Annotated in this window: 17 protein-coding genes; 16 read left to right on the top strand and 1 reads right to left on the bottom strand. The window is 68.3% G+C overall.

All coding sequences use genetic code 11. The annotated features are described in order from the left end of the window. Positions 1 to 31: 31 nt before the first annotated feature. From EYR15_RS03830 to EYR15_RS03820, 3 genes are all read left to right on the top strand, one after another. Positions 32 to 580, top strand: coding sequence for a cupin domain-containing protein (locus EYR15_RS03830; RefSeq protein ID WP_131001517.1), 549 nt, complete (start codon positions 32 to 34; stop codon positions 578 to 580). Between the two features lie 53 nt (positions 581 to 633). Then, entirely contained in the window at positions 634 to 1,917 is a 1,284-nt protein-coding gene (locus tag EYR15_RS03825; RefSeq protein WP_131001516.1) for a Gfo/Idh/MocA family protein, read from the top strand. Between the two features lie 91 nt (positions 1,918 to 2,008). Then, the gene (locus EYR15_RS03820; RefSeq protein ID WP_131001515.1) at positions 2,009 to 3,169 is read left to right on the top strand and encodes a M20 aminoacylase family protein; all 1,161 of its coding nucleotides are present in this window, start codon (positions 2,009 to 2,011) and stop codon (positions 3,167 to 3,169) included. A 3-nt stretch (positions 3,170 to 3,172) separates the two neighbouring features. Here EYR15_RS03820 and EYR15_RS03815 read toward each other — a convergent pair whose 3' ends face one another. Further along, positions 3,173 to 3,907, bottom strand: a complete 735-nt coding sequence (locus EYR15_RS03815; protein WP_342635535.1) for a GntR family transcriptional regulator — start codon at positions 3,905 to 3,907, stop codon at positions 3,173 to 3,175. A gap of 105 nt (positions 3,908 to 4,012) precedes the next feature. Here EYR15_RS03815 and EYR15_RS03810 point away from each other — a divergent pair, with 105 nt between their 5' ends. The 13 genes from EYR15_RS03810 (at position 4,013) to EYR15_RS03750 (ending at position 18,009) form a co-directional block, all read left to right on the top strand. Then, a complete protein-coding gene (locus EYR15_RS03810) occupies positions 4,013 to 5,029 on the top strand; it encodes a formamidase (RefSeq protein WP_131001514.1) in 1,017 nt (338 codons plus the stop codon). A 364-nt stretch (positions 5,030 to 5,393) separates the two neighbouring features. Next, on the top strand, positions 5,394 to 6,518 hold the full coding sequence (locus EYR15_RS03805; RefSeq protein WP_131001513.1) for a BMP family ABC transporter substrate-binding protein: 1,125 nt from the start codon (positions 5,394 to 5,396) through the stop codon (positions 6,516 to 6,518). A gap of 27 nt (positions 6,519 to 6,545) precedes the next feature. Then, positions 6,546 to 7,664, top strand: coding sequence for an ABC transporter permease (locus EYR15_RS03800; protein WP_131001512.1), 1,119 nt, complete (start codon positions 6,546 to 6,548; stop codon positions 7,662 to 7,664). Next, positions 7,661 to 8,587 (top strand): ABC transporter permease, encoded by a 927-nt coding sequence (locus EYR15_RS03795; protein WP_131001624.1) that lies wholly within the window; start codon positions 7,661 to 7,663, stop codon positions 8,585 to 8,587. The genes EYR15_RS03800 and EYR15_RS03795 overlap by 4 nt, the downstream gene beginning before the upstream one ends. Before the next feature lie 17 nt (positions 8,588 to 8,604). Continuing rightward, positions 8,605 to 9,306: a biuret amidohydrolase gene (gene biuH / locus EYR15_RS03790; protein ID WP_131001511.1), complete on the top strand. Its 702-nt coding sequence runs from the start codon at positions 8,605 to 8,607 to the stop codon at positions 9,304 to 9,306. Next, on the top strand, positions 9,303 to 10,832 hold the full coding sequence (locus EYR15_RS03785; RefSeq protein ID WP_131001510.1) for an ABC transporter ATP-binding protein: 1,530 nt from the start codon (positions 9,303 to 9,305) through the stop codon (positions 10,830 to 10,832). The genes biuH and EYR15_RS03785 overlap by 4 nt, the downstream gene beginning before the upstream one ends. A gap of 68 nt (positions 10,833 to 10,900) precedes the next feature. Next, positions 10,901 to 12,712 (top strand): allophanate hydrolase, encoded by a 1,812-nt coding sequence (gene atzF, locus EYR15_RS03780; RefSeq protein ID WP_131001509.1) that lies wholly within the window; start codon positions 10,901 to 10,903, stop codon positions 12,710 to 12,712. Next, on the top strand, positions 12,709 to 12,900 hold the full coding sequence (locus EYR15_RS03775) for a DUF4089 domain-containing protein (RefSeq protein WP_131001508.1): 192 nt from the start codon (positions 12,709 to 12,711) through the stop codon (positions 12,898 to 12,900). The genes atzF and EYR15_RS03775 overlap by 4 nt, the downstream gene beginning before the upstream one ends. Continuing rightward, a complete protein-coding gene (locus EYR15_RS03770; RefSeq protein ID WP_131001507.1) occupies positions 12,897 to 14,225 on the top strand; it encodes an AtzE family amidohydrolase in 1,329 nt (442 codons plus the stop codon). Before EYR15_RS03775 ends, EYR15_RS03770 begins: the two co-directional genes overlap by 4 nt. Beyond that, the gene (gene hpxZ, locus EYR15_RS03765) at positions 14,222 to 14,605 is read left to right on the top strand and encodes an oxalurate catabolism protein HpxZ (RefSeq protein WP_131001506.1); all 384 of its coding nucleotides are present in this window, start codon (positions 14,222 to 14,224) and stop codon (positions 14,603 to 14,605) included. Before EYR15_RS03770 ends, hpxZ begins: the two co-directional genes overlap by 4 nt. 9 nt (positions 14,606 to 14,614) lie before the next feature. Beyond that, the gene (locus tag EYR15_RS03760; protein ID WP_131001505.1) at positions 14,615 to 15,280 is read left to right on the top strand and encodes a cysteine hydrolase family protein; all 666 of its coding nucleotides are present in this window, start codon (positions 14,615 to 14,617) and stop codon (positions 15,278 to 15,280) included. Between the two features lie 111 nt (positions 15,281 to 15,391). After that, positions 15,392 to 16,297, top strand: coding sequence for an aromatic ring-hydroxylating oxygenase subunit alpha (locus EYR15_RS03755; RefSeq protein WP_131001504.1), 906 nt, complete (start codon positions 15,392 to 15,394; stop codon positions 16,295 to 16,297). Next, complete coding sequence (locus tag EYR15_RS03750) at positions 16,294 to 18,009, top strand: 2Fe-2S iron-sulfur cluster-binding protein (RefSeq protein ID WP_131001503.1); 1,716 nt, start codon at positions 16,294 to 16,296, stop codon at positions 18,007 to 18,009. The genes EYR15_RS03755 and EYR15_RS03750 overlap by 4 nt, the downstream gene beginning before the upstream one ends. Positions 18,010 to 18,019 lie beyond the last annotated feature (10 nt).

Raw genomic sequence — 18,019 nt, 5'->3', positions numbered from 1 at the left:
GAATGCTGAACATCACGAACAGGATAGTGGCATGAGTGGCGATCTCGGGGCCCGGCTTCGTTACGTCCGGACGGCGCATGGCCTCTCCCAGCGTGAGCTCGCCAAGCGGTCCGGCGTGCCGAATTCGACGATTTCCCTTATCGAATCCAATGGCGTGAACCCCTCAGTGGGCGCGCTGAAGCGTGTGCTCGACGGCGTGCCGATCGGCCTCTCCGAATTCTTCGCGCTGGAGCCGGAACGGCCGCAGAAGGCGTTTTACGAGGCTTCCGAGCTCGTCGAGATCGGCAAGGGGCCGATCTCCTACCGACAGGTCGGCGACAGCCTGTTCGGCCGCAGCCTGCAAATTCTGAAAGAGCGCTACGAGCCCGGCGGCGACACCGGCCGCGTTCCGCTCAGCCACGAAGGCGAGGAGGGCGGGGTGGTTCTCTCGGGCCGTCTCGAAGTCACTGTCGACGACGAGCGTCGGGTGCTCGGCCCCGGCGACGCCTATTATTTCGACAGCCGCCGCCCGCACCGCTTCCGCTGCGTCGGGCCGCACCCCTGCGAGGTTGTCAGCGCTTGCACGCCGCCGACCTTCTGAGCCGAACCCTCGCCAACGCCAGACGTTCTGCCTTCGACGAGAAGGAGAGCAAGTTGACCGACGAAACGGGCGTTTCTAGGCGCGGAGTGATCGCAGCCGGAGGAGTTGGACTGGTGGGCGCGACAATCGCAGGATCGGCCGCCGCCTATACCCCGCCGAGCCCGGTCGACGCCGGTGCGGTCAAGAGCGGCAAGGTCGAATTTCCGAACTGGCGCGGAGACGCGGACAAGCCTTCCGCGCCGCCGCCCGCGCCCGAAGCCCCGGCGAAGCGCGTCGGCTTTGCGATCGTCGGGCTTGGTCGGCTCGCGCTGGAGGAGATTCTCCCTGCGTTCGGCGAGGCGAAGAAGGCGCGGCCAGTCGCGCTTGTTTCGGGCAGCCCGGACAAGGCCCGTGTCGTCGGCGAGCAGTACGGGATCAAGCCTGAGGCGCTCTACGATTATGCTTCGTTCGACCGGATCGCGGACAATCCCGAGATCGAGGCGGTCTACATCGTCCTCCCCAACGCCATGCACCGGGAGTTCGTCGAGCGCGCGGCAAAAGCCGGCAAGCATGTGCTCTGCGAGAAGCCGATGGCGACCAGCTCCGTTGACGCGCGCGCGATGACGAAGGCCTGCGCCGACGCCAAGGTGCAGTTGATGATCGCCTATCGCTGCCAGTACGAGCCGAACAACCGCGCTGTGCAGAAGCTGGTCCGCGACGGCGCGATGGGGGCAGTGAAGATCGTCGAGGCGACCAACACGCAAGTGATGGGAACCGGCGATCAGTGGCGCTTCCGCAAGGAGCTTGCCGGAGGCGGGGCGTTGCCCGACATCGGGCTCTACTGCCTGAACGCCGCGCGTTTTCTCACCGGCGAAGAGCCCACGGAGGTTTTCGCGCGCATCCGCAACCCGAAGGACGATCCGCGCTATCGAGAAGTCGAGGAGACCATCGCCTTCACGCTCGTCTTCCCCTCGGGCGTCATCGCGAACTGCTCTTCGTCCTATGGCGCGCACGAGAACAAGGACCTGAGGGTGCATCTCGAAAAGGGCACGATCGATCTCGAACGCGCCTTTGCCTATGAGGGACAGGAGCTGAAGCTCTCACGCCGGGACGGGACTGCGGAAAGCATCGAGACCAAGAGGCTCGGTCAGAAGAACCAGTTCGCGCTGGAGCTCGACCATATGGCGGAATGCCTTCGCGAAGGCCGCAGGCCTCGCACGCCGGGCGAGGAGGGCGTGCAGGATCATGTAATCATGGAGGCGCTTTACGAGAGCACTCGCAGCGGCGCGCCTGTAACGCTTTCGGCCGTCTCAGGCCTCGACTCGACACGAGGTCCTGCCCTCAAGAGCGACGGCTGAGCGGGCTTTCGGCGCTGCGCCGTCATGGGTGGTTCCGGAGCGTCGCTCCCTGCTCCACACTGAGAAGCGACCGAGTCAGAAAGGAACGCCGATGCCCGCGCTTCCGGAGATTCTCGCCTTCGAGGATGATCTCAGGGCGATCCGCCACGATCTCCACGCCCATCCCGAGATCGGCTTTGAGGAGGTCCGCACCTCCAGCATCGTCGCCGAAAAGCTCGCCACATGGGGCGTCGAGGTGCATCGAGGGCTGGGCAAGACCGGTGTGGTCGGCGTGCTCGAAGGGGCGCGGGGTCCCGGCCGGCGCATCGGCCTGCGCGCCGACATGGATGCGCTGCCGATCGTCGAGACCACGAACCTGCCGTTCCGATCGCAGAATCCCGGCGTGTTTCACGGCTGCGGCCATGACGGGCACACCACCATGTTGCTCGGCGCCGCGCGCTACCTCGCGGAGAAGCGCGACTTTGAAGGCACGGCGGTGTTCGTGTTCCAGCCGGCGGAGGAAGGTCTTGGCGGAGCGCGCGCGATGATTGCGGACGGGCTGTTCGAGAAGTTCCCGGTCGACGAGATCTATGGGTTGCACAACGCGCCTTATTTAGAGCCGGGGCAGATCCTCGCGTTTGCGGGTCCGGCGATGGCGGCCGCTGACTTCTTCGATATTTTCATCACTGGCTCGGGGGCGCACGCGGCTATGCCGCATGCCTCGCGCGACCCGATCGTCGCTGCGTCTGCGCTCGTGCAGGCTCTCCAGTCGATCGTCGCGCGCAACGTCTCGCCGCTCGACGCCGGCGTGCTGTCGGTCACGCAGATCCATTCCGGCTCCGCCTACAACGTCATCCCCGAGGAGGCGACGCTGACCGGCACGATGCGCGCCTTCAAGCCGGAGGTGATGGATCTGATGCGCACGCGCATGAAGGCGGTCTGCGAGGGGATCGCGGCTGCTTATGCGGTGACGGTCGACCTGAGGAACCGTCCGACCTTCGAGGTGCTCGTGAACCACGAGGCGGAGGCCGCGGCCTTGGCGGACGCCGCCCGTGAGATCGTGGACGAGGAGGGCGTGCTGACCGAGCCGAGGCCGATGATGGGTTCGGAGGACTTCGCTGACATGCTGCGCAAGGCGCCAGGCGCTTATGCCTATGTTGGCCATTCCGGCGACCTGCCGCTGCACAATCCGGGCTTCGTGCTCGACGATGCGATCCTGCCGATCGGCGCGAGCCTGCTGGCGCGCATCGTGGAGCGCAGGCTCGCGGCGTGAGAGTCAGGCGGCCGGACTGCTCCGCGTCGCCGCGATCAGGCGCTCGAATGAATCCTCGACGAGACTGACATGGCGCAGCATCGCTGCGTGGGCCGCCGCTGCGTCAGCGCTGACGATCGCGGCCACCACCACGCCGTGCTCGGCGAAGGAGCGCGGTAGGCGGCCTGGCGTGCGGAACTGCGCCCGCCGATAAGGCAGCAGCCGCGAGCGCAGGCCCGAGGTGATCTCCGCGAGCGGGCCGTTATGGGCGCCGGCGTAGAGCGCGGAATGGAAGCTGAGATTGACCGCCGAAAAGCCCTCGGCGTCATTGGCGTCGACGAGCGGCTCGCTGGAGGCGTGCAACTCCTCCAGCCGCCGCCGTTCGACCGGCGTCATCGAGAGCGCGCAGAGCCTGGAGCAGGTCGCCTCGAGTTCGGCCATCGCGCCGAACAATTCCGCCAGACGAACCGGCGTCAGCGTGGCGACGACGGCCCCGCGCCGGGGGCGCATGTCGACCAGACCCGAAGTCGCGAGCTGTCGCAGCGCTTCGCGAACGGGCGTGCGCGACACGCCGTAGCGCTCCGCCAGCGAATGCTCGTCGAGCTTGTCGCCCGGCGCGAATTCGCCGTTGAGCACCGCGTCCGAAAGCTCCCGGATCAGGCGGTCGGTCCGGGTGCGGCTGTCGGCGGAGTCGATTGGACTGCTCTCGGATTCGGCTTCAAGAATGCAAAACCTAGAATTTGCATGCAGGAGCGTCAAAGCTTTCGGCACGCTATTGGCTGATCGCGGCGCGGTTTTTGCGTAGGGCGTCTTCAACACGCGCAGGGTTGATCGCCCGCGCCAAGCCTTCTGAGGAGATACGCGATGAACGGATTGGGCGGACTGAACAAGTCGGAAAACGGCGTCGTCATCGGCCTCGTGCAACTCCAACTCCCAAGCGTCGTAACGCCAACCGACCTGAAGGCGCAGACCGACAAGATCGTCGCGATGGTCGCCAAGGCCCGGCGCAATCTCGGGACGATGGACCTCGTCGTGTTCCCGGAATACGCCCTTCACGGACTGTCGATGGACATCAACCCCGAGATCATGTGCCGGATCGACGGGCCGGAGGTCGCGGCGTTCAAAAAGGCCTGCGTCGACAACCGCATCTGGGGCTGCTTCTCCATCATGGAGCTGAACCCCGGCGGCATGCCCTACAACACCGGGCTGATCATCGACGATCAGGGCGAGATCCGGCTGAACTACCGCAAGATGCACCCTTGGGTGCCGGTCGAGCCCTGGGAGCCCGGCGACTTCGGCGTGCCGGTCATCGAGGGGCCGAAGGGCGCCAAGATCGCGCTCATCATCTGCCACGACGGCATGTTCCCCGAGATGGCGCGGGAATGCGCCTATAAGGGCGCCGAGATCATGCTGCGGACGGCCGGGTATACCGCGCCGATCCGCGAGAGCTGGCGCTTCACCAATCAGGCGAACGCTTTCCAGAACCTGATGATCACCGCGAACGTCTGCATGTGCGGAACCGACGGCTCGTTCGATTCGATGGGCGAGGGCATGATCGTGAACTTCGACGGTTCGGTCATCGCGCATGGGCTGACGGGGCGGCCGGACGAGATCATCACGGCCGAGGTCCGGCCCGATCTCGTGCGCGAGGCGCGGATCGGCTGGGGCGTCGAGAACAACATCTATCAGCTCGGCCACCGCGCCTACACGGCGGTGAAAGGCGGGGCGCAGGACTGCCCGTACACCTTCATGCACGACATGGTGGCCGGAAAGTACCGGCTGCCGTGGGAGGATGCGGTGAAGGTCACCGACGGCACGTCGTGCGGCTTCCCGGCACCGACACGGACCTACGGCGAGCGCTTCGACAAAGCCGCCGAATAAGCGCCGGCAGCGCTCGTAGGCGCCGCCTTCTGAGGCGGGCGCCTCCGAGCGCGGCGCCCGTCTCACTTATCGATAAAATCGTCATACGCCGTGCTGGGGACCGTCCCGCGCGACCGCTGAGTCCTGAGGCTCTGGCGGCGATTGGCTGCGGCCGCTCGAAGGCCGTCGCCGCCTCCAAATATTGAGCATGCATGCACGGCATTTGCGCATGCAAATCGACGCAATTGCATGCAATCCTTTTGGCGTCAGGGAGATCGAGTTAGCCGTCAACGCGGCGCCAACCTTGCGTCCCTGAACGGACTTGCTCGCCCCGCAGCTTCATGTCGGCCGCCAGCCGACCTGCCCGAACCGGAAGGCCACGCCCATGACCGATGCGTCCATCTCCCGCCGCAGGCTGCTGCAGTCCTCGGTCGCAGGCGCGGCTCTGGGCGTCATAGGCGCGCCGTTCACCGCGAGGCCGGCGCGGGCCGCGGGCGCGACCGTCGGCTTCATTTATGTCGGCCCTAAGGACGACTTCGGCTACAATCAGGCCCACGCCGAAGGCGCCAACGCGCTGAGGGGGATCGAAGGCATTCAGCTTGTCGAGGAGGAGAACGTCCCGGAATCGGTCGACGTCCAGAAGACCATGGAATCCATGGTCAACCTCGACGGCGCCTCGCTGATCTTCCCGACGTCCTTCGGCTATTTCGATCCGCACGTGATCGCGGTGGCCAAGAAGTTCCCGGACGTCCAGTTCCGCCATTGCGGCGGGCTCTGGGACAAGGCCAAGCACCCGATGAACGCCGGGTCCTATTTCGGCTATATCAACTTCGGGCAGTATCTGAACGGCGTCGCAGCCGGCCACGCCACCAAGTCGAAGAAGATCGGCTTCGTCGCGGCGAAGCCGATCCCGCAGGTGCTGCTCAACGTCAACGCCTTCCTGCTCGGCGCCCGCTCGGTCGATCCGTCGATCACCTGCCAGGTGATCTTCACCGGCGAATGGTCGCTCGCGGTGAAGGAGGCCGAAGCCACCAACGCGCTGATCGACCAGGGCGCGGACGTCATCACCTGCCATGTCGACGGCCCGAAGGTCGTCACGCAGACCGCCGCCGGCCGCGGCGCCTTCGTGTGCGGCTATCACGCCAGCCAGGCGCCGCTCGCCCCGGAGAAATACCTGACCGGCGCCGAATGGAACTGGGCGACCGTCTACACGATGTACGCCAAGCATCTGCTCGCCGGCGAGCCGCTGCCGAACTTCACCCGCGGCGGCATCGCCGACGGCTTCGTGAAGATGAGCCCGCTCGGACCGGGCGTGCCGGACGCCGGCCGCAAGCAGTTCGAGGCGACGCTGGACGAGATCAAGAAGGGCGGCTTCTCCGTCTTCAAGGGTCCGCTCAAGGACAACAAGGGGAACGAGGTCGCGGCGGCCGGAAAGGCGTTCCCGGAGACGGCGATCGAGCTTGAAAGCATGAACTACCTCGTCGACGGCGTGCGCGGCTCGACCTCCTGAGAGTCCCGGTTCCGGAGGGCGCCGGCCATGACAGACATCGCAGCGCCGGCATCCGCCGTGCTCTCCCCGCCGCGAGCGCCGCTGGCGCTCGCGTGGCTCGCCCGGCGGGCGGAAGGGGTCGTCATCCCGCTCGGCGCATTGCTCGCCGGCATGGCGCTGTTCAGCGTCTTCCTGCTGTTGCTCGGCAAGTCGCCATCGACGTTCCTAGAACTGATGTGGCGTGGCGGCTTCGGCAGCTGGTTCTCGATCCAGAACGCTCTGCTGCGCGCGACGCCGCTGATCTTCGCCGCGCTCTGCGTCGCCCTTCCGGCGCGGCTCGGCCTGACGGTGATCGGCGGGGAGGGCGCGATCGTGCTCGGCGGCGTCGCGGCCGCAGCCTTCGGACATTGGCTCGGTAATGCGCCGTCCGTAATCGTCCTCGCGGCGATGGCCGCGGCCGGCATGGTCGCCGGCGGGCTCTGGATCGGCGCAGTCGGCGCGCTACGGCACTACCGAGCGGTCAACGAGACCATTTCGAGCCTGCTGATGGCCTATATCGCCATCGCGCTCATGAACCATCTGGTCGAAGGTCCGCTGCGCGATCCGGCATCGCTCAATAAGCCCTCGACGCATCCGCTGACCGAGGCTGCGCGTGTTGGACCGATCCCCGGCATGGACGTGCATTGGGGCCTCGTTGTCGCGCTGCTCGCCTGTGTGGCGTGCTGGCTGCTGATCGAGAAGACCCGCTGGGGCTTCGCCGCCCGCGTCGCCGGCGGCAATGTTCGCGCCGCGCAGATCCAGGGCCTCGCCGTCGGTCCGCTGATCGTCGGCTTCTGCGCCCTTTCCGGCGCGCTCGCGGGCCTCGCGGGCATGTTCGAGGTGGCGGCCGTGCAGGGCTCGGCCAACGCTTCGCTCGCTGCGGGCTATGGCTATGCCGGCATTCTGGTCGCCTTCCTCGCCCGGCAGAACCCGCTCGGCGTGGTCCCCGTCGCCTTCCTGCTCGGCGGGATCGCGGCGGCCGGCGGCCTGATCCAGCGCCGCATGGGCCTGCCCGACGCGACCATCCTCGTGCTGCAGGGCATGCTGTTCATCGTCGTGCTGATGAGCGAGACGCTCTACGGCCGCTTCAAGTGCTTCGATCCCGACCGTTGGAAGAGGGCGCCCTGATGGAAGGCGACATCGGCCTCTGGGGCGTGCCGCTCGCGATTCTCGGCGGCGCGATCCGGGTCTCCACCCCGTTCATCTTCGTCAGCCTCGGCGAGACGATCACCGAGCGCTCCGGCCGCATCAATCTCGGCCTCGAAGGCACGCTGGTGTTCGGCGCGATGGCGGCCTACGCGATCGCGGTCGAGACCGGCTCGCCGTGGATCGGGGTGCTCGCCGCGATGGTCGCGGGGGCCGGCTTCGGCCTGCTGCATGGCTGGATCTGCTCGTTCCCCAAGGTCAACGACATCGCCGTCGGCATCGCGCTGATGCTGTTCGGCATGGGCCTCGCCTTCTTCTTCGGCAAGCCGTACATCCAGCCCTCCGCCCCGAACCTGCCGGCGATCCCGCTCGGCGACTGGTCGTCGCTGCCGCAGGTGCGCGCCGCGCTCAACGTCAACGTCCTGTTCCTCGTCGGCGCGGCGCTCGCGCTCGCGCTGTGGTGGGCGTTCAAGAACACCAAGATCGGGCTGATCGTGCGCGTGGTCGGCGACAGCGCCGACGCCGCCCGCGCCATGGGACTGTCGCCCAACACGGTGCGGCTGTTCGCGACCGCCGCGGGCGGGGCGCTGGCGGCGATCGGCGGAGCCTATCTCTCGCTGTATTATCCCGGCAGCTGGAACGAGCGTCTCTCCTCCGGCCAGGGCTTGATGGCGGTTGCGCTCGTGATCTTCGCGCGCTGGAACCCACTGGGCTGCTTCGCCGCGGCGCTGCTGTTCGGCGGGGCCGGCGCGCTTGGGCCCGCGCTCCAGTCGGTCGGCGTCACGCAAGGCTACTATTTGTTCTACGCCGCGCCTTACGTGCTGACCCTCATCGTCATGATCGCAGCCTCGTCGCCCGGCCGTGCGCTCGCCGGCGCGCCCGGCGAGCTGTCGATCACCCGCTAGAGAAGGACGCCTCAGGGATGAACGCCCACGCCCGCGTCGAACAGCGCTTCATCGAAGCCGACCCCTATCCGTGGCCTTATAATGGCGACCTCAGGCCGGAGAACACGGCGCTCATCGTCATCGACATGCAGAAGGATTTCTGCGCCCCCGGCGGCTATGTCGACGGGATGGGCTACGACCTGTCGCTGACGCGGGCGCCGATCGAGCCGATCGGCCGCGTGCTCGCGGCGATGCGCGCCAAGGGCTACCACGTCTTTCACACGCGCGAAGGCCACCGGCCGGACCTCGCGGACCTGCCTGAGAACAAGCGCTGGCGTTCGCGCCAGTTCGGCCCTGGCATCGGCGACCCCGGCCCCTGCGGGCGCATCCTGGTGCGCGGCGAGCCCGGCTGGGACATCATCCCCGATCTCTACCCGATCGAGGGCGAGCCGATCATCGACAAGCCCGGCAAGGGATCCTTCGTCGCGACCGACCTCGAGCTGATCCTGAAGCAGCGCCGGATCGACAACCTCGTTCTGACCGGCGTCACCACCGACGTCTGCGTCCACACCACGATGCGCGAAGCGAACGACCGCGGCTTCGAATGCGTGATGCTGGAGGATTGCTGCGCGGCGACCGACCGCGGCAACCACGAGGCCGCGATCAAGATGATCAAGATGCAGGGCGGCGTGTTCGGCGCGGTCTCGACGTCCGAAGCCCTTTTGGCGGCGCTGCCATGAACGCGCAGACCGTTCCGGCCGTCGGCGTCGAGGCCATCGGCATGACGATGCGCTTCGGTGGCTTCACCGCGCTCGACGACGTCACGGTGAAGGTCCCGGCGGGCTCGTTCCACGCGCTGCTCGGCGAAAACGGCGCGGGCAAGTCGACGCTCGTGAAATGCATGATGGGCTTCTACACGCCGACATCGGGCGACATGGTCGTCAACGGCCGCGAGGCCGTGATCGCGAGCCCGAAGGACGCGGGCGCGCTCGGCCTCGGCATGGTCTACCAGCACTTCACGCTGGTGCCCTCGCTCACCGGCGAGGAGAACCTCGTGATCTCGCGCGAGAACGCGCCGGCCGTCATCGACTGGGGCAAGGAGCGCCGCGACCTCAAGAGCTTCATGGAGCGGATGCCGTTCAAGATCCCGCTCGAGCAGCCCGTCAGCGCGCTCGCGGCCGGCGAGAAGCAGAAGCTCGAGATCGTCAAGCAGCTCTATCTCGGCCGCCGCTTCCTCGTGCTCGACGAGCCGACTTCGGTGCTGACCCCGGGCGAGGCCGAGGAGATGCTGGGCCTCGTCCGCGGCATGACCCGGCGCGGCGAGCTGACGGTGCTGATGATCAGCCACAAGTTCCACGAGGTCACGGCGTTCGCCGACGACGTCTCGGTGCTGCGCAAGGGCAAGCTGACCGGCCGCGGCCGCGTGGCCAATCTCGACCGGCGCAAGATGGCGGCGATGATGATCGGTGACCAAGCGATCGCGGCGCTCGACCAGCGGGCGCCGACGCCCGCCGACGCCGTCTCCGTGCTTGAGGTGAACGCGGTCAAGGCCAAGGACCGCTCGGGATTGAAGTCGATCGAGATCGACGGGCTGAAGGTCAAGGCCGGCGAGATCGTCGGCGTAGCCGGCGTCTCCGGCAACGGCCAGAAGGAGTTTCTAGAGGTTCTGGCCGGCCAGCGGGCGCGCGAGGCGGGCGAGATCCGCGTGAAGAACGCGTCCTACGAGGCGACCAGGGAGCAGTCCCGCAAGCTCAACGTCAGGTTCATCCCGGAAGAGCCGTTGAGGAACGCCTGCGCGCCGAAGATGACGGTGGCCGAAAACATCGCCTTCCGGACCTTCGATCTCGACAAGGACGGCAAGCCGGCCTCCTGGATCAGCGCGCGCGCGATCCGCGACTACGCGACCTCTCTGATCGCGCAGTTCAAGGTGAAGACGGCGTCGCTCTCCTCGCCCATCCAGTCGCTCTCGGGCGGCAACGTGCAGCGGGCGGTGCTGGCGCGGGAGCTGAGCGGCGCGGTCGACCTGCTGATCGTCTCCAACCCTTGCTTCGGGCTTGATTTCGCGGCGGTCGCAGAAATCCGCGCGCGCATCATGAAGGCGCGGAACGGCGGCGCGGCGGTGCTGCTGATGTCGGAGGATCTCGACGAACTGCTGGAGCTCTCCGACCGCATCCTCGTGATGTCGGACGGTCAGCTCGTCTACGAAACGCCGATCGCGCAGGCCGACCTCCACGTCATCGGCGAGCATATGGCGGGCAAACACTAGCGGGTTAAATCCGGCCTCCGGCCGGTTAAGTCCGAGCGAATTTTGCAGATAATGGTGGTTAAGCTCACATGACGACCGCTCTCGCCGACCTCGCTTTCGATCTGGCCTCGCTGAGATCGGCCTATGCCGCCGGGCTATCGCCGTTGGCGGTGGTCGAGGAAGCGTTCGCCCGCATTGAGGCGGCTGGGGATCCCGGCATCTTCATCGCGCTCGCCGACCGCGACGCCGCGATCGCGGAAGCGCGCGCGCTGGGCTCGTCGACGGACGGCCGCGCGCTCTGGGGGGTTCCCTTCGCGGTGAAGGACAACATCGACGTTGCGGGGCTGCCGACCACCGCCGCCTGCCCGGACTTCGCCTATCAGCCCGAGAGAGACGCCGAGGTAGTCTCCCGGTTGAAGGCGGCCGGCGCGATCGTTGTCGGCAAGACCAATCTCGACCAGTTCGCGACCGGCCTCGTCGGCCTCCGCACGCCCTATCCCGCGCCGCTCAACGCCGTCGATCCGGCACTCGCGCCGGGCGGGTCGAGCTCGGGCTCGGCGGTCTCGGTCGCGCGCGGGCTGGTCGCGTTTTCGCTCGGCACCGACACGGCGGGCTCGGGCCGCGTGCCGGCTGGGCTCAACAACATCGTCGGACTGAAACCCACCGTCGGCGCCGTTCCGACCGAGGGTGTGCTGCCCGCCTGCCGGACGCTCGATTGCGTCTCGGTGTTCGCGAATTCGGTCGACGACGCCTATTCCGTGTTCCAGGCCATGGCGGGCTATTGCGCGTCAGACGCGTTTTCGCGCGACTTCGCCAAACCCTCGATCGCGCCGCTGCCGCCGTCCTTCCGCGTGCTGATTCCCGACGCCGCGAGCCGGCGGTTCGCGGGCGACGCCGCGGCGGAGACCGCCTTCGACGCGACGATCGCCGATCTGAAGGGGCTCGGCGCGCAGACCACCGAGATCGACCTCGAACCCTTCTTCGCGGTCGCGAGCCTGCTCTATGACGGCCCGTTCGTGGCCGAGCGCTACGAGGCGATCCGCAGCTTCATCGAGGAGAAGCCGGAGGCGCTTCACCCCGTGACGCGCAAGATCATCCAGGGCGCCGTCCGGTTCGATGCCGCGAACGCGTTCGGGGCCCTTTACAAACTGGCCGAGCTCAAGCGCGCGCTCGGCGGCGTTTGGGCGTCGGCCGACGCGATGCTGGTCCCGACCTACCCGCGGCCGCACACGGTCGCGGCGATCGAGGCGGAGCCGATCGCGCTCAACAGCGAATTCGGGACCTACACCAATTTCGTCAACCTGCTCGACCTCTGCGCGCTTGCCGTTCCCGGCCGGCCGCGGGCCGACGGCAAGCCCGCCGGCGTCACGCTGATCGCGCCCGCAGGCCATGACTTCAGGATTGCGGCGATCGGCGAGGCGCTGCACATCGCCGGGGCAGTCCCCGTTGGCGCGACCGGCCGCGCGCCGTCGCCCGCGCCCGCGCGGGCCGCCGCCGCCGGCCCGGACGAGATGGAGCTGGTCGTCGTCGGCGCGCATCTCTCGGGAATGGCGCTGAACGGCGAGGTGACGAAGCTCGGCGGCCGGTTCCTGCGCGCGGTCGACACCGAGCGCTCCTACAAACTCTTCTCGCTCCCCGGCAAGGTCGCCCGGCCCGGGCTGCTCCGCGTGCGGACAGGCGAGGGCGCCGCGATCGCGACCGAGGTCTGGGCGCTGCCCAAATCCGCGATCGGCCCGTTCGTCTCAGCCATTCCGTCGCCGCTCGGCTTCGGCACGTTGAGGCTCGCGGACGGCACGACGCCGTTCGGCTTTCTCGTCGAGCCGGAAGGAATCGTCGGCGCGGAGGAGATCACGCGCTACGGCGGCTGGCGCGCCTTCATCGGGGCGACGAAGGCCGCATGAACCTGCTGTCCGACGAAACGCTCGAAGCCCATCTCGACGCCGCGACGGCGGCGCTCGGGCTCAGCGTGGCGCCGGACTGGCGCCCGTCCGTGCTCGCGCATCTGAAAGCGACGCTGCAGGCCGGCCGGCTGGTCGCGGACTTCCCGCTCGACGACGAACTCGACCCCGCCTCGGTGTTCCGGCCATGAGCGCGACGGCGGCCGTCGAGGCTGCGCTTGGCCGCATCGGCAAGGCCGAGCCTGCGCTCGGCGCCTTCACCGATGTGACGGGGGAGCGGGCGCGCGCCAAGGCGGCGACGGTCGACGCGTCCGGAGTCGCCGGGCCGCTCGCGGGCGTGCCCTTCGCGGTGAAAAACTTGTTCGACGTTGAGGGCCTCGCCACCCGCGCGGGTTCGAAGATCAACCGGGAGCTTGCCCCCGCGCGCCGGGACGCGGCGCTGATCCGCCGGCTGGAGGCCGCCGGCGCGGTGCTCGTCGGCGCGCTCAACATGGGCGAATACGCCTACGACTTCACCGGCGAAAACGTCCATGACGGCCCGTCGCGCAATCCGCACGACGCCACCCGCATGTCTGGCGGCTCGTCGGGCGGCTCCGGCGCGGCGGTCGGCGCGGGCCTCGTGCCGCTGGCGCTCGCCTCCGACACCAACGGCTCGATCCGCGTGCCCTCCGCGCTCTGCGGGACTTTTGGGCTGAAGCCGACCTTCGGGCGCCTGAGCCGGGCAGGGACGTTCCCCTTCGTCCACAGCCTCGACCATCTCGGGCCGCTCGCGAACTCGGTCGGACTGCTGGCCGCCGCCTACGACGCGATGCAGGGGCCGGATTCGGACGATCCTTATGCGACCGAACGCCCGGCCGAGCCGGCCTCGCCAAGGCTCGAAGACGGTTTTGCGGACCTTCGCATCGCGACGCTCGGCGGCTATTTCGCCAACGGCGGCGACGCCGACTGCTTCGAGGCTGTGGCGCGCGTCGCTGAATTTCTTGGCGCCGAGCGCGTGGTGGAACTGCCCGAGGCCGCGCGGGCGCGGGCGGCCGCCTACGTCATCACGGCGAGCGAGGGCGCGGCGCTCCATCTCGACCGGCTGAGGACGCGTGCGGAGGATTTCGACCCGGCGGTGCGCGACCGGATGATCGCCGGCGCGACCATTCCCGCCGCCTTCGTCGCCCGCGCCCACCGCTTCCGCCGCTGGTTCGCGGAAGCCGCCGCGAAGCTGTTCGAGGAGGTCGACGTGCTGCTGGCCCCGGCGACGCCCTGCCGCGCGCCGAAGCTCGGCCAGACCACGCTCATGCTGAACGGCGAGACCGTGCCGTTGAGGCCGAACGTCGGCGTGTTCACCCAGCCGATCTCGTTCATCGGCCTGCCGGTCGTTTGCGCGCCGATCTTCCTGGACAGCGGCCTGCCGCTCGGCGTGCAGATCATCGCCGCGCCCTGGAAGGAGGCCGCTGCGCTCCGCGTGGCGCGCGCGCTGGAGAAAGCGGGCGTGGCGTTCGTTCGGGATATGGGAGCAGCCTCATGACGATCGACGATCCCGAAGTTCTGGCCGAAGTTACGGCGGCCTTCAGATCCTACGAGGCGGCGCTCACCGGCAACGATGTCGAGACGCTCGAGGGGCTGTTCAACGACGACCCGCGCACCCTGCGCTACGGCGCGACCGAGAACCTCTACGGGATGGACGAGATCCGCGCCTTCCGCCGCGGCCGTTCGCCGAAGGGCCTCGACCGCACGCTGGAGCGCACGCAGATCACGGCCTACGGCCGCGATATGGCGGTGGCGAACACGCTGTTCCGGCGAGACGGCGCGCCGGGGAAGATCGGCCGCCAGAGCCAGACCTGGGTGCGTTTTCCGGACGGGTGGAGGGTGGTCTCGGCGCATGTCAGCGTCATCGACGAGGGGTAGGGACAGGACATGCCGACGATCGAGGCCGAACCGCAGCCGCTCGATGTGGACCTCGCGAGCACCGCGCTCCTCATCATCGACATGCAGCGCGATTTCATCGAGCCGGGCGGCTTCGGCGAGACGCTGGGGAACGACGTCTCCCTGCTGAAGGCCGCCATCGGTCCCTGCAAGGCCACGCTCGATGCGGCGCGGGGGGCGGGGATGCTCGTCGTGCATACCCGCGAGGGTCACAGGCCCGACATGGCCGACGCGCCGAAGGCCAAGGTGGAGCGCGGCGAACCCTCCGCCCGCATCGGTGCGCCGGGACCCATGGGCCGCATCCTGATCCGCGGCGAGGCCGGGCACGACATCATCGCGGAGCTCAGCCCGCTCGCCGGCGAGCCGGTGATCGACAAGCCGGGGAAGGGGGCGTTCTACCAGACCGATCTGGAGCTGATGCTGAAGAACCGCGGGATCGACACGCTGCTGGTCTGCGGCGTGACGACCGAGGTCTGCGTCAACACCACGGTCCGGGAGGCGAACGACCGCGGCTATCGCTGCGTCGTGCTGGCGGATTGCTGCGCGTCTTACTTTCCGGACTTCCACGAATACGGGCTGAAGATGATCAAGGCGCAGGGCGGCATCTTCGGCTGGGTCGCGCAGTCGGACGCGGCGATAGCGGCGATGGCGGGTTGATCTCTCCTCGCGGCGGCGTGTCAGACCTCCCCCGGCGACCTCCGGCCTTCCCGCAAGCCATTGAATGTGCGAGCCTGATCGCATTCGAACGATAAATCGAGGAGCGCCGCGATGAGCGGATTTGCGTCCCCAGATCCCGTGACGCTGAACCTGTGGCACCCGATCGCCGCAATCGGCGAGATCCCGCCGGGCAAGGTCTCCGCGACCGTGCTGCTCGACGAGCCTGTGAACTTCGCCAAAGTGGCGGACGGCGAGCCCTTCGTCTGGCGGGCGCGGCCGGAGCTGCGGGCAGGCGACGCGGCGCCGTCGACGCGTCCAGCCGACGCGCTGCCGAGCCTTGTCGCTTACGGCTATCTCTGGACGTCGCTCGGGACGCCGCCCGAAGAAATTTTCGCCATTCCCGAATATGCCGAGCCCGACCGGCGCAACGTCGCCGCGGCGTCGATCGGCGTCGCGGTGTCCGCGCCGCGGGCGATCGAGAACTTCCTCGACATGGGCCATTTCCCGTATGTCCACACCGGCATTCTGGGCGAGCAGCCGCATACGGAAGTGAAGGAATACGACGTCGAGACCTCGGCCGAGCGTGACGAGGTCCTGGCGACGCGCTGCCGCTTTTTTCAGCCGATGGCCTCGACCGTCGCCAAGGGCGGCATGGAGGTCGAGTACGTCTACCGGGTGCCGCACCCGTTCTGCTCGGTGCTCTACAAGTCGAGCCCGCTTGACGCGAACCGTCAGGACGTGATCGCGATCTTCCTCCAGCCGGTCGGACAGGAGCGCATCCGGGCGCACATGATGCTGTCGATCCTCGACGATCAGAACGACGACACCTTCATCCGCCGTTTCCAGCTGATGGTCTTCGGGCAAGACAAGCCGATCCTCGAGAACCAGTTCCCGAAGCGCCTGCCGCTCGACCCCCGCGCGGAAACGCCGATCCGCGCCGACAAATCCGCGATCGCCTATCGCCGCTGGCTGTCCGCCAAAGGCGTGACCTATGGCGTGATCCCCGCCGCCGCATGAGCCTGACGAACGACATCTGGAGCCCGATCGCCGCAAGCGGCGATCTGCCGTTCCGCCACGTGTTTCACGGCCAGCTGCTGGGCCAGGAATTCGCAGCCTGGCGAGCCGACGACGGCCACGTCAACGTCTGGGAGAACCGCTGCCTGCACCGCGGCGTCAGGCTCTCGATCGGGCTGAACGACGGGCGCGAGCTCGTCTGCCAGTATCACGGCTGGCGCTACGCCAACCGAACGGCGGGCTGCACCTACATTCCCGCCCATCCCGCCGACGCGCCGGCGCGGACCATCACCAACCGCACCTATCCCGTGGTTGAGCGCTACGGGTTGATCTGGACGACGCTTGGCGAGGAGCGGGGGCCGCCGGCGCGGCCGGAGCTCGACAGCGGCGACCTGCTGACGCTGCGCGAGATGGCGGCGAACGCGCCGGCCGCGATGGCGGTTGCGGCGTTGCGCAGGCATGGCGATGATGGCGGCCAAGAGGGAGACGGCCTTTCGGTGACGCTGACGACGCCTGAGGGAACGCGCGCAGCGTTCTTCGTCCAGCCGGTCGATTCCGGCCGCTGCGTGATCCGCGGCGTCTTGGCGGGCGACCGATCGCCGGACAGCATTGCGACGCTCCGCCTGCACAATGAGCGGCTGAAGGCGCTGCGCGACGTGATCGAGGCCGAGGCGCTCGCGGCGCCCGCGCCGGAACCGCTCGCGCCGGTCTATGCGCCGGTCTCCGCCGAACTCGCCGAGATGCCGGGCCTCCTCAAGGCCGGCCGGCGCGCCTCGCTGAGCGTCGCGGTATCGCGCAAATGGGCGGCGGGGGCGGACGTCGCGGGCTTCGAACTCGCGGCGGTTTCCGGGGGCCTGCCCACCTTCCAGCCCGGCGGGCATATCGACGTTCACCTGCCGAACGGGCTGATCCGGCCCTATTCGCTGGTCAACGCGCCCGGCGAGACCGGATCCTACGTCATCGGCGTTAAGCGTGATCCCGCCTCCCGCGGCGGGTCGCAGACGCTGCACGAGACGGTGCGCGAGGGCGACCTGCTCGCGATCTCGGAGCCGCGCAACAACTTTCCGCTGCGCCGCGACGCGAACCTCACGATCTTCATCGCCGGCGGCGTCGGCGTCACGCCGCTCATCGCGATGGCGCAGGCGCTCGATCACAGCGGCTCAGCCATCGCTTTCCACTGCTTCGCGCGCGACGAGGCGCATATCGCCTTCGCCGACAGGCTCGGCGCGCTTAAATCGCGCTTCACCCCGCATCTCGGCCTCGATCCCGTCGAGACCGAAGCGCGCTTGCGGACGCTGCTCGGCCAGCGGCCGGTCGGGGCGCATGTCTATCTCTGCGGCCCAACGCCGATGCTCGAGACCGCGCGCCGCGTCGCCGCCGAAGCCGGCTGGCCGGAAGCCGCGGTGCATTTCGAGTATTTCAAGAACGAGCGCGCGGTCGACGCCGGCTCGTCCTTCGAGATTGCGCTCGCCCGCTCCGCGCTGACGCTGACGGTGCCCGCCGGCCGCACGATCTTGGAGGTGCTGCGCGACAACGGCGTCGACCTGCCGTCCTCCTGCGAGCAGGGCGCCTGCGGGACGTGCGAGGCGACGGTGCTCGAGGGCGAGCCCGACCATCAGGACGTCTATCTCAGCGACGCCGAGAAGCGGGAGGGCCGCCGCATCATGACCTGCGTATCCCGCGCGCGCTCGGCGCGCATCACGCTCGACGTCTGAAGGCGCTCCG

The organism is Hansschlegelia quercus (genome assembly GCF_004310425.1).
In the GTDB taxonomy this organism is placed as follows: Bacteria; Pseudomonadota; Alphaproteobacteria; order Rhizobiales; family Methylopilaceae; genus Methylopila; species Methylopila quercus.
This window is presented reverse-complemented; position numbering and strand designations above follow the sequence as displayed.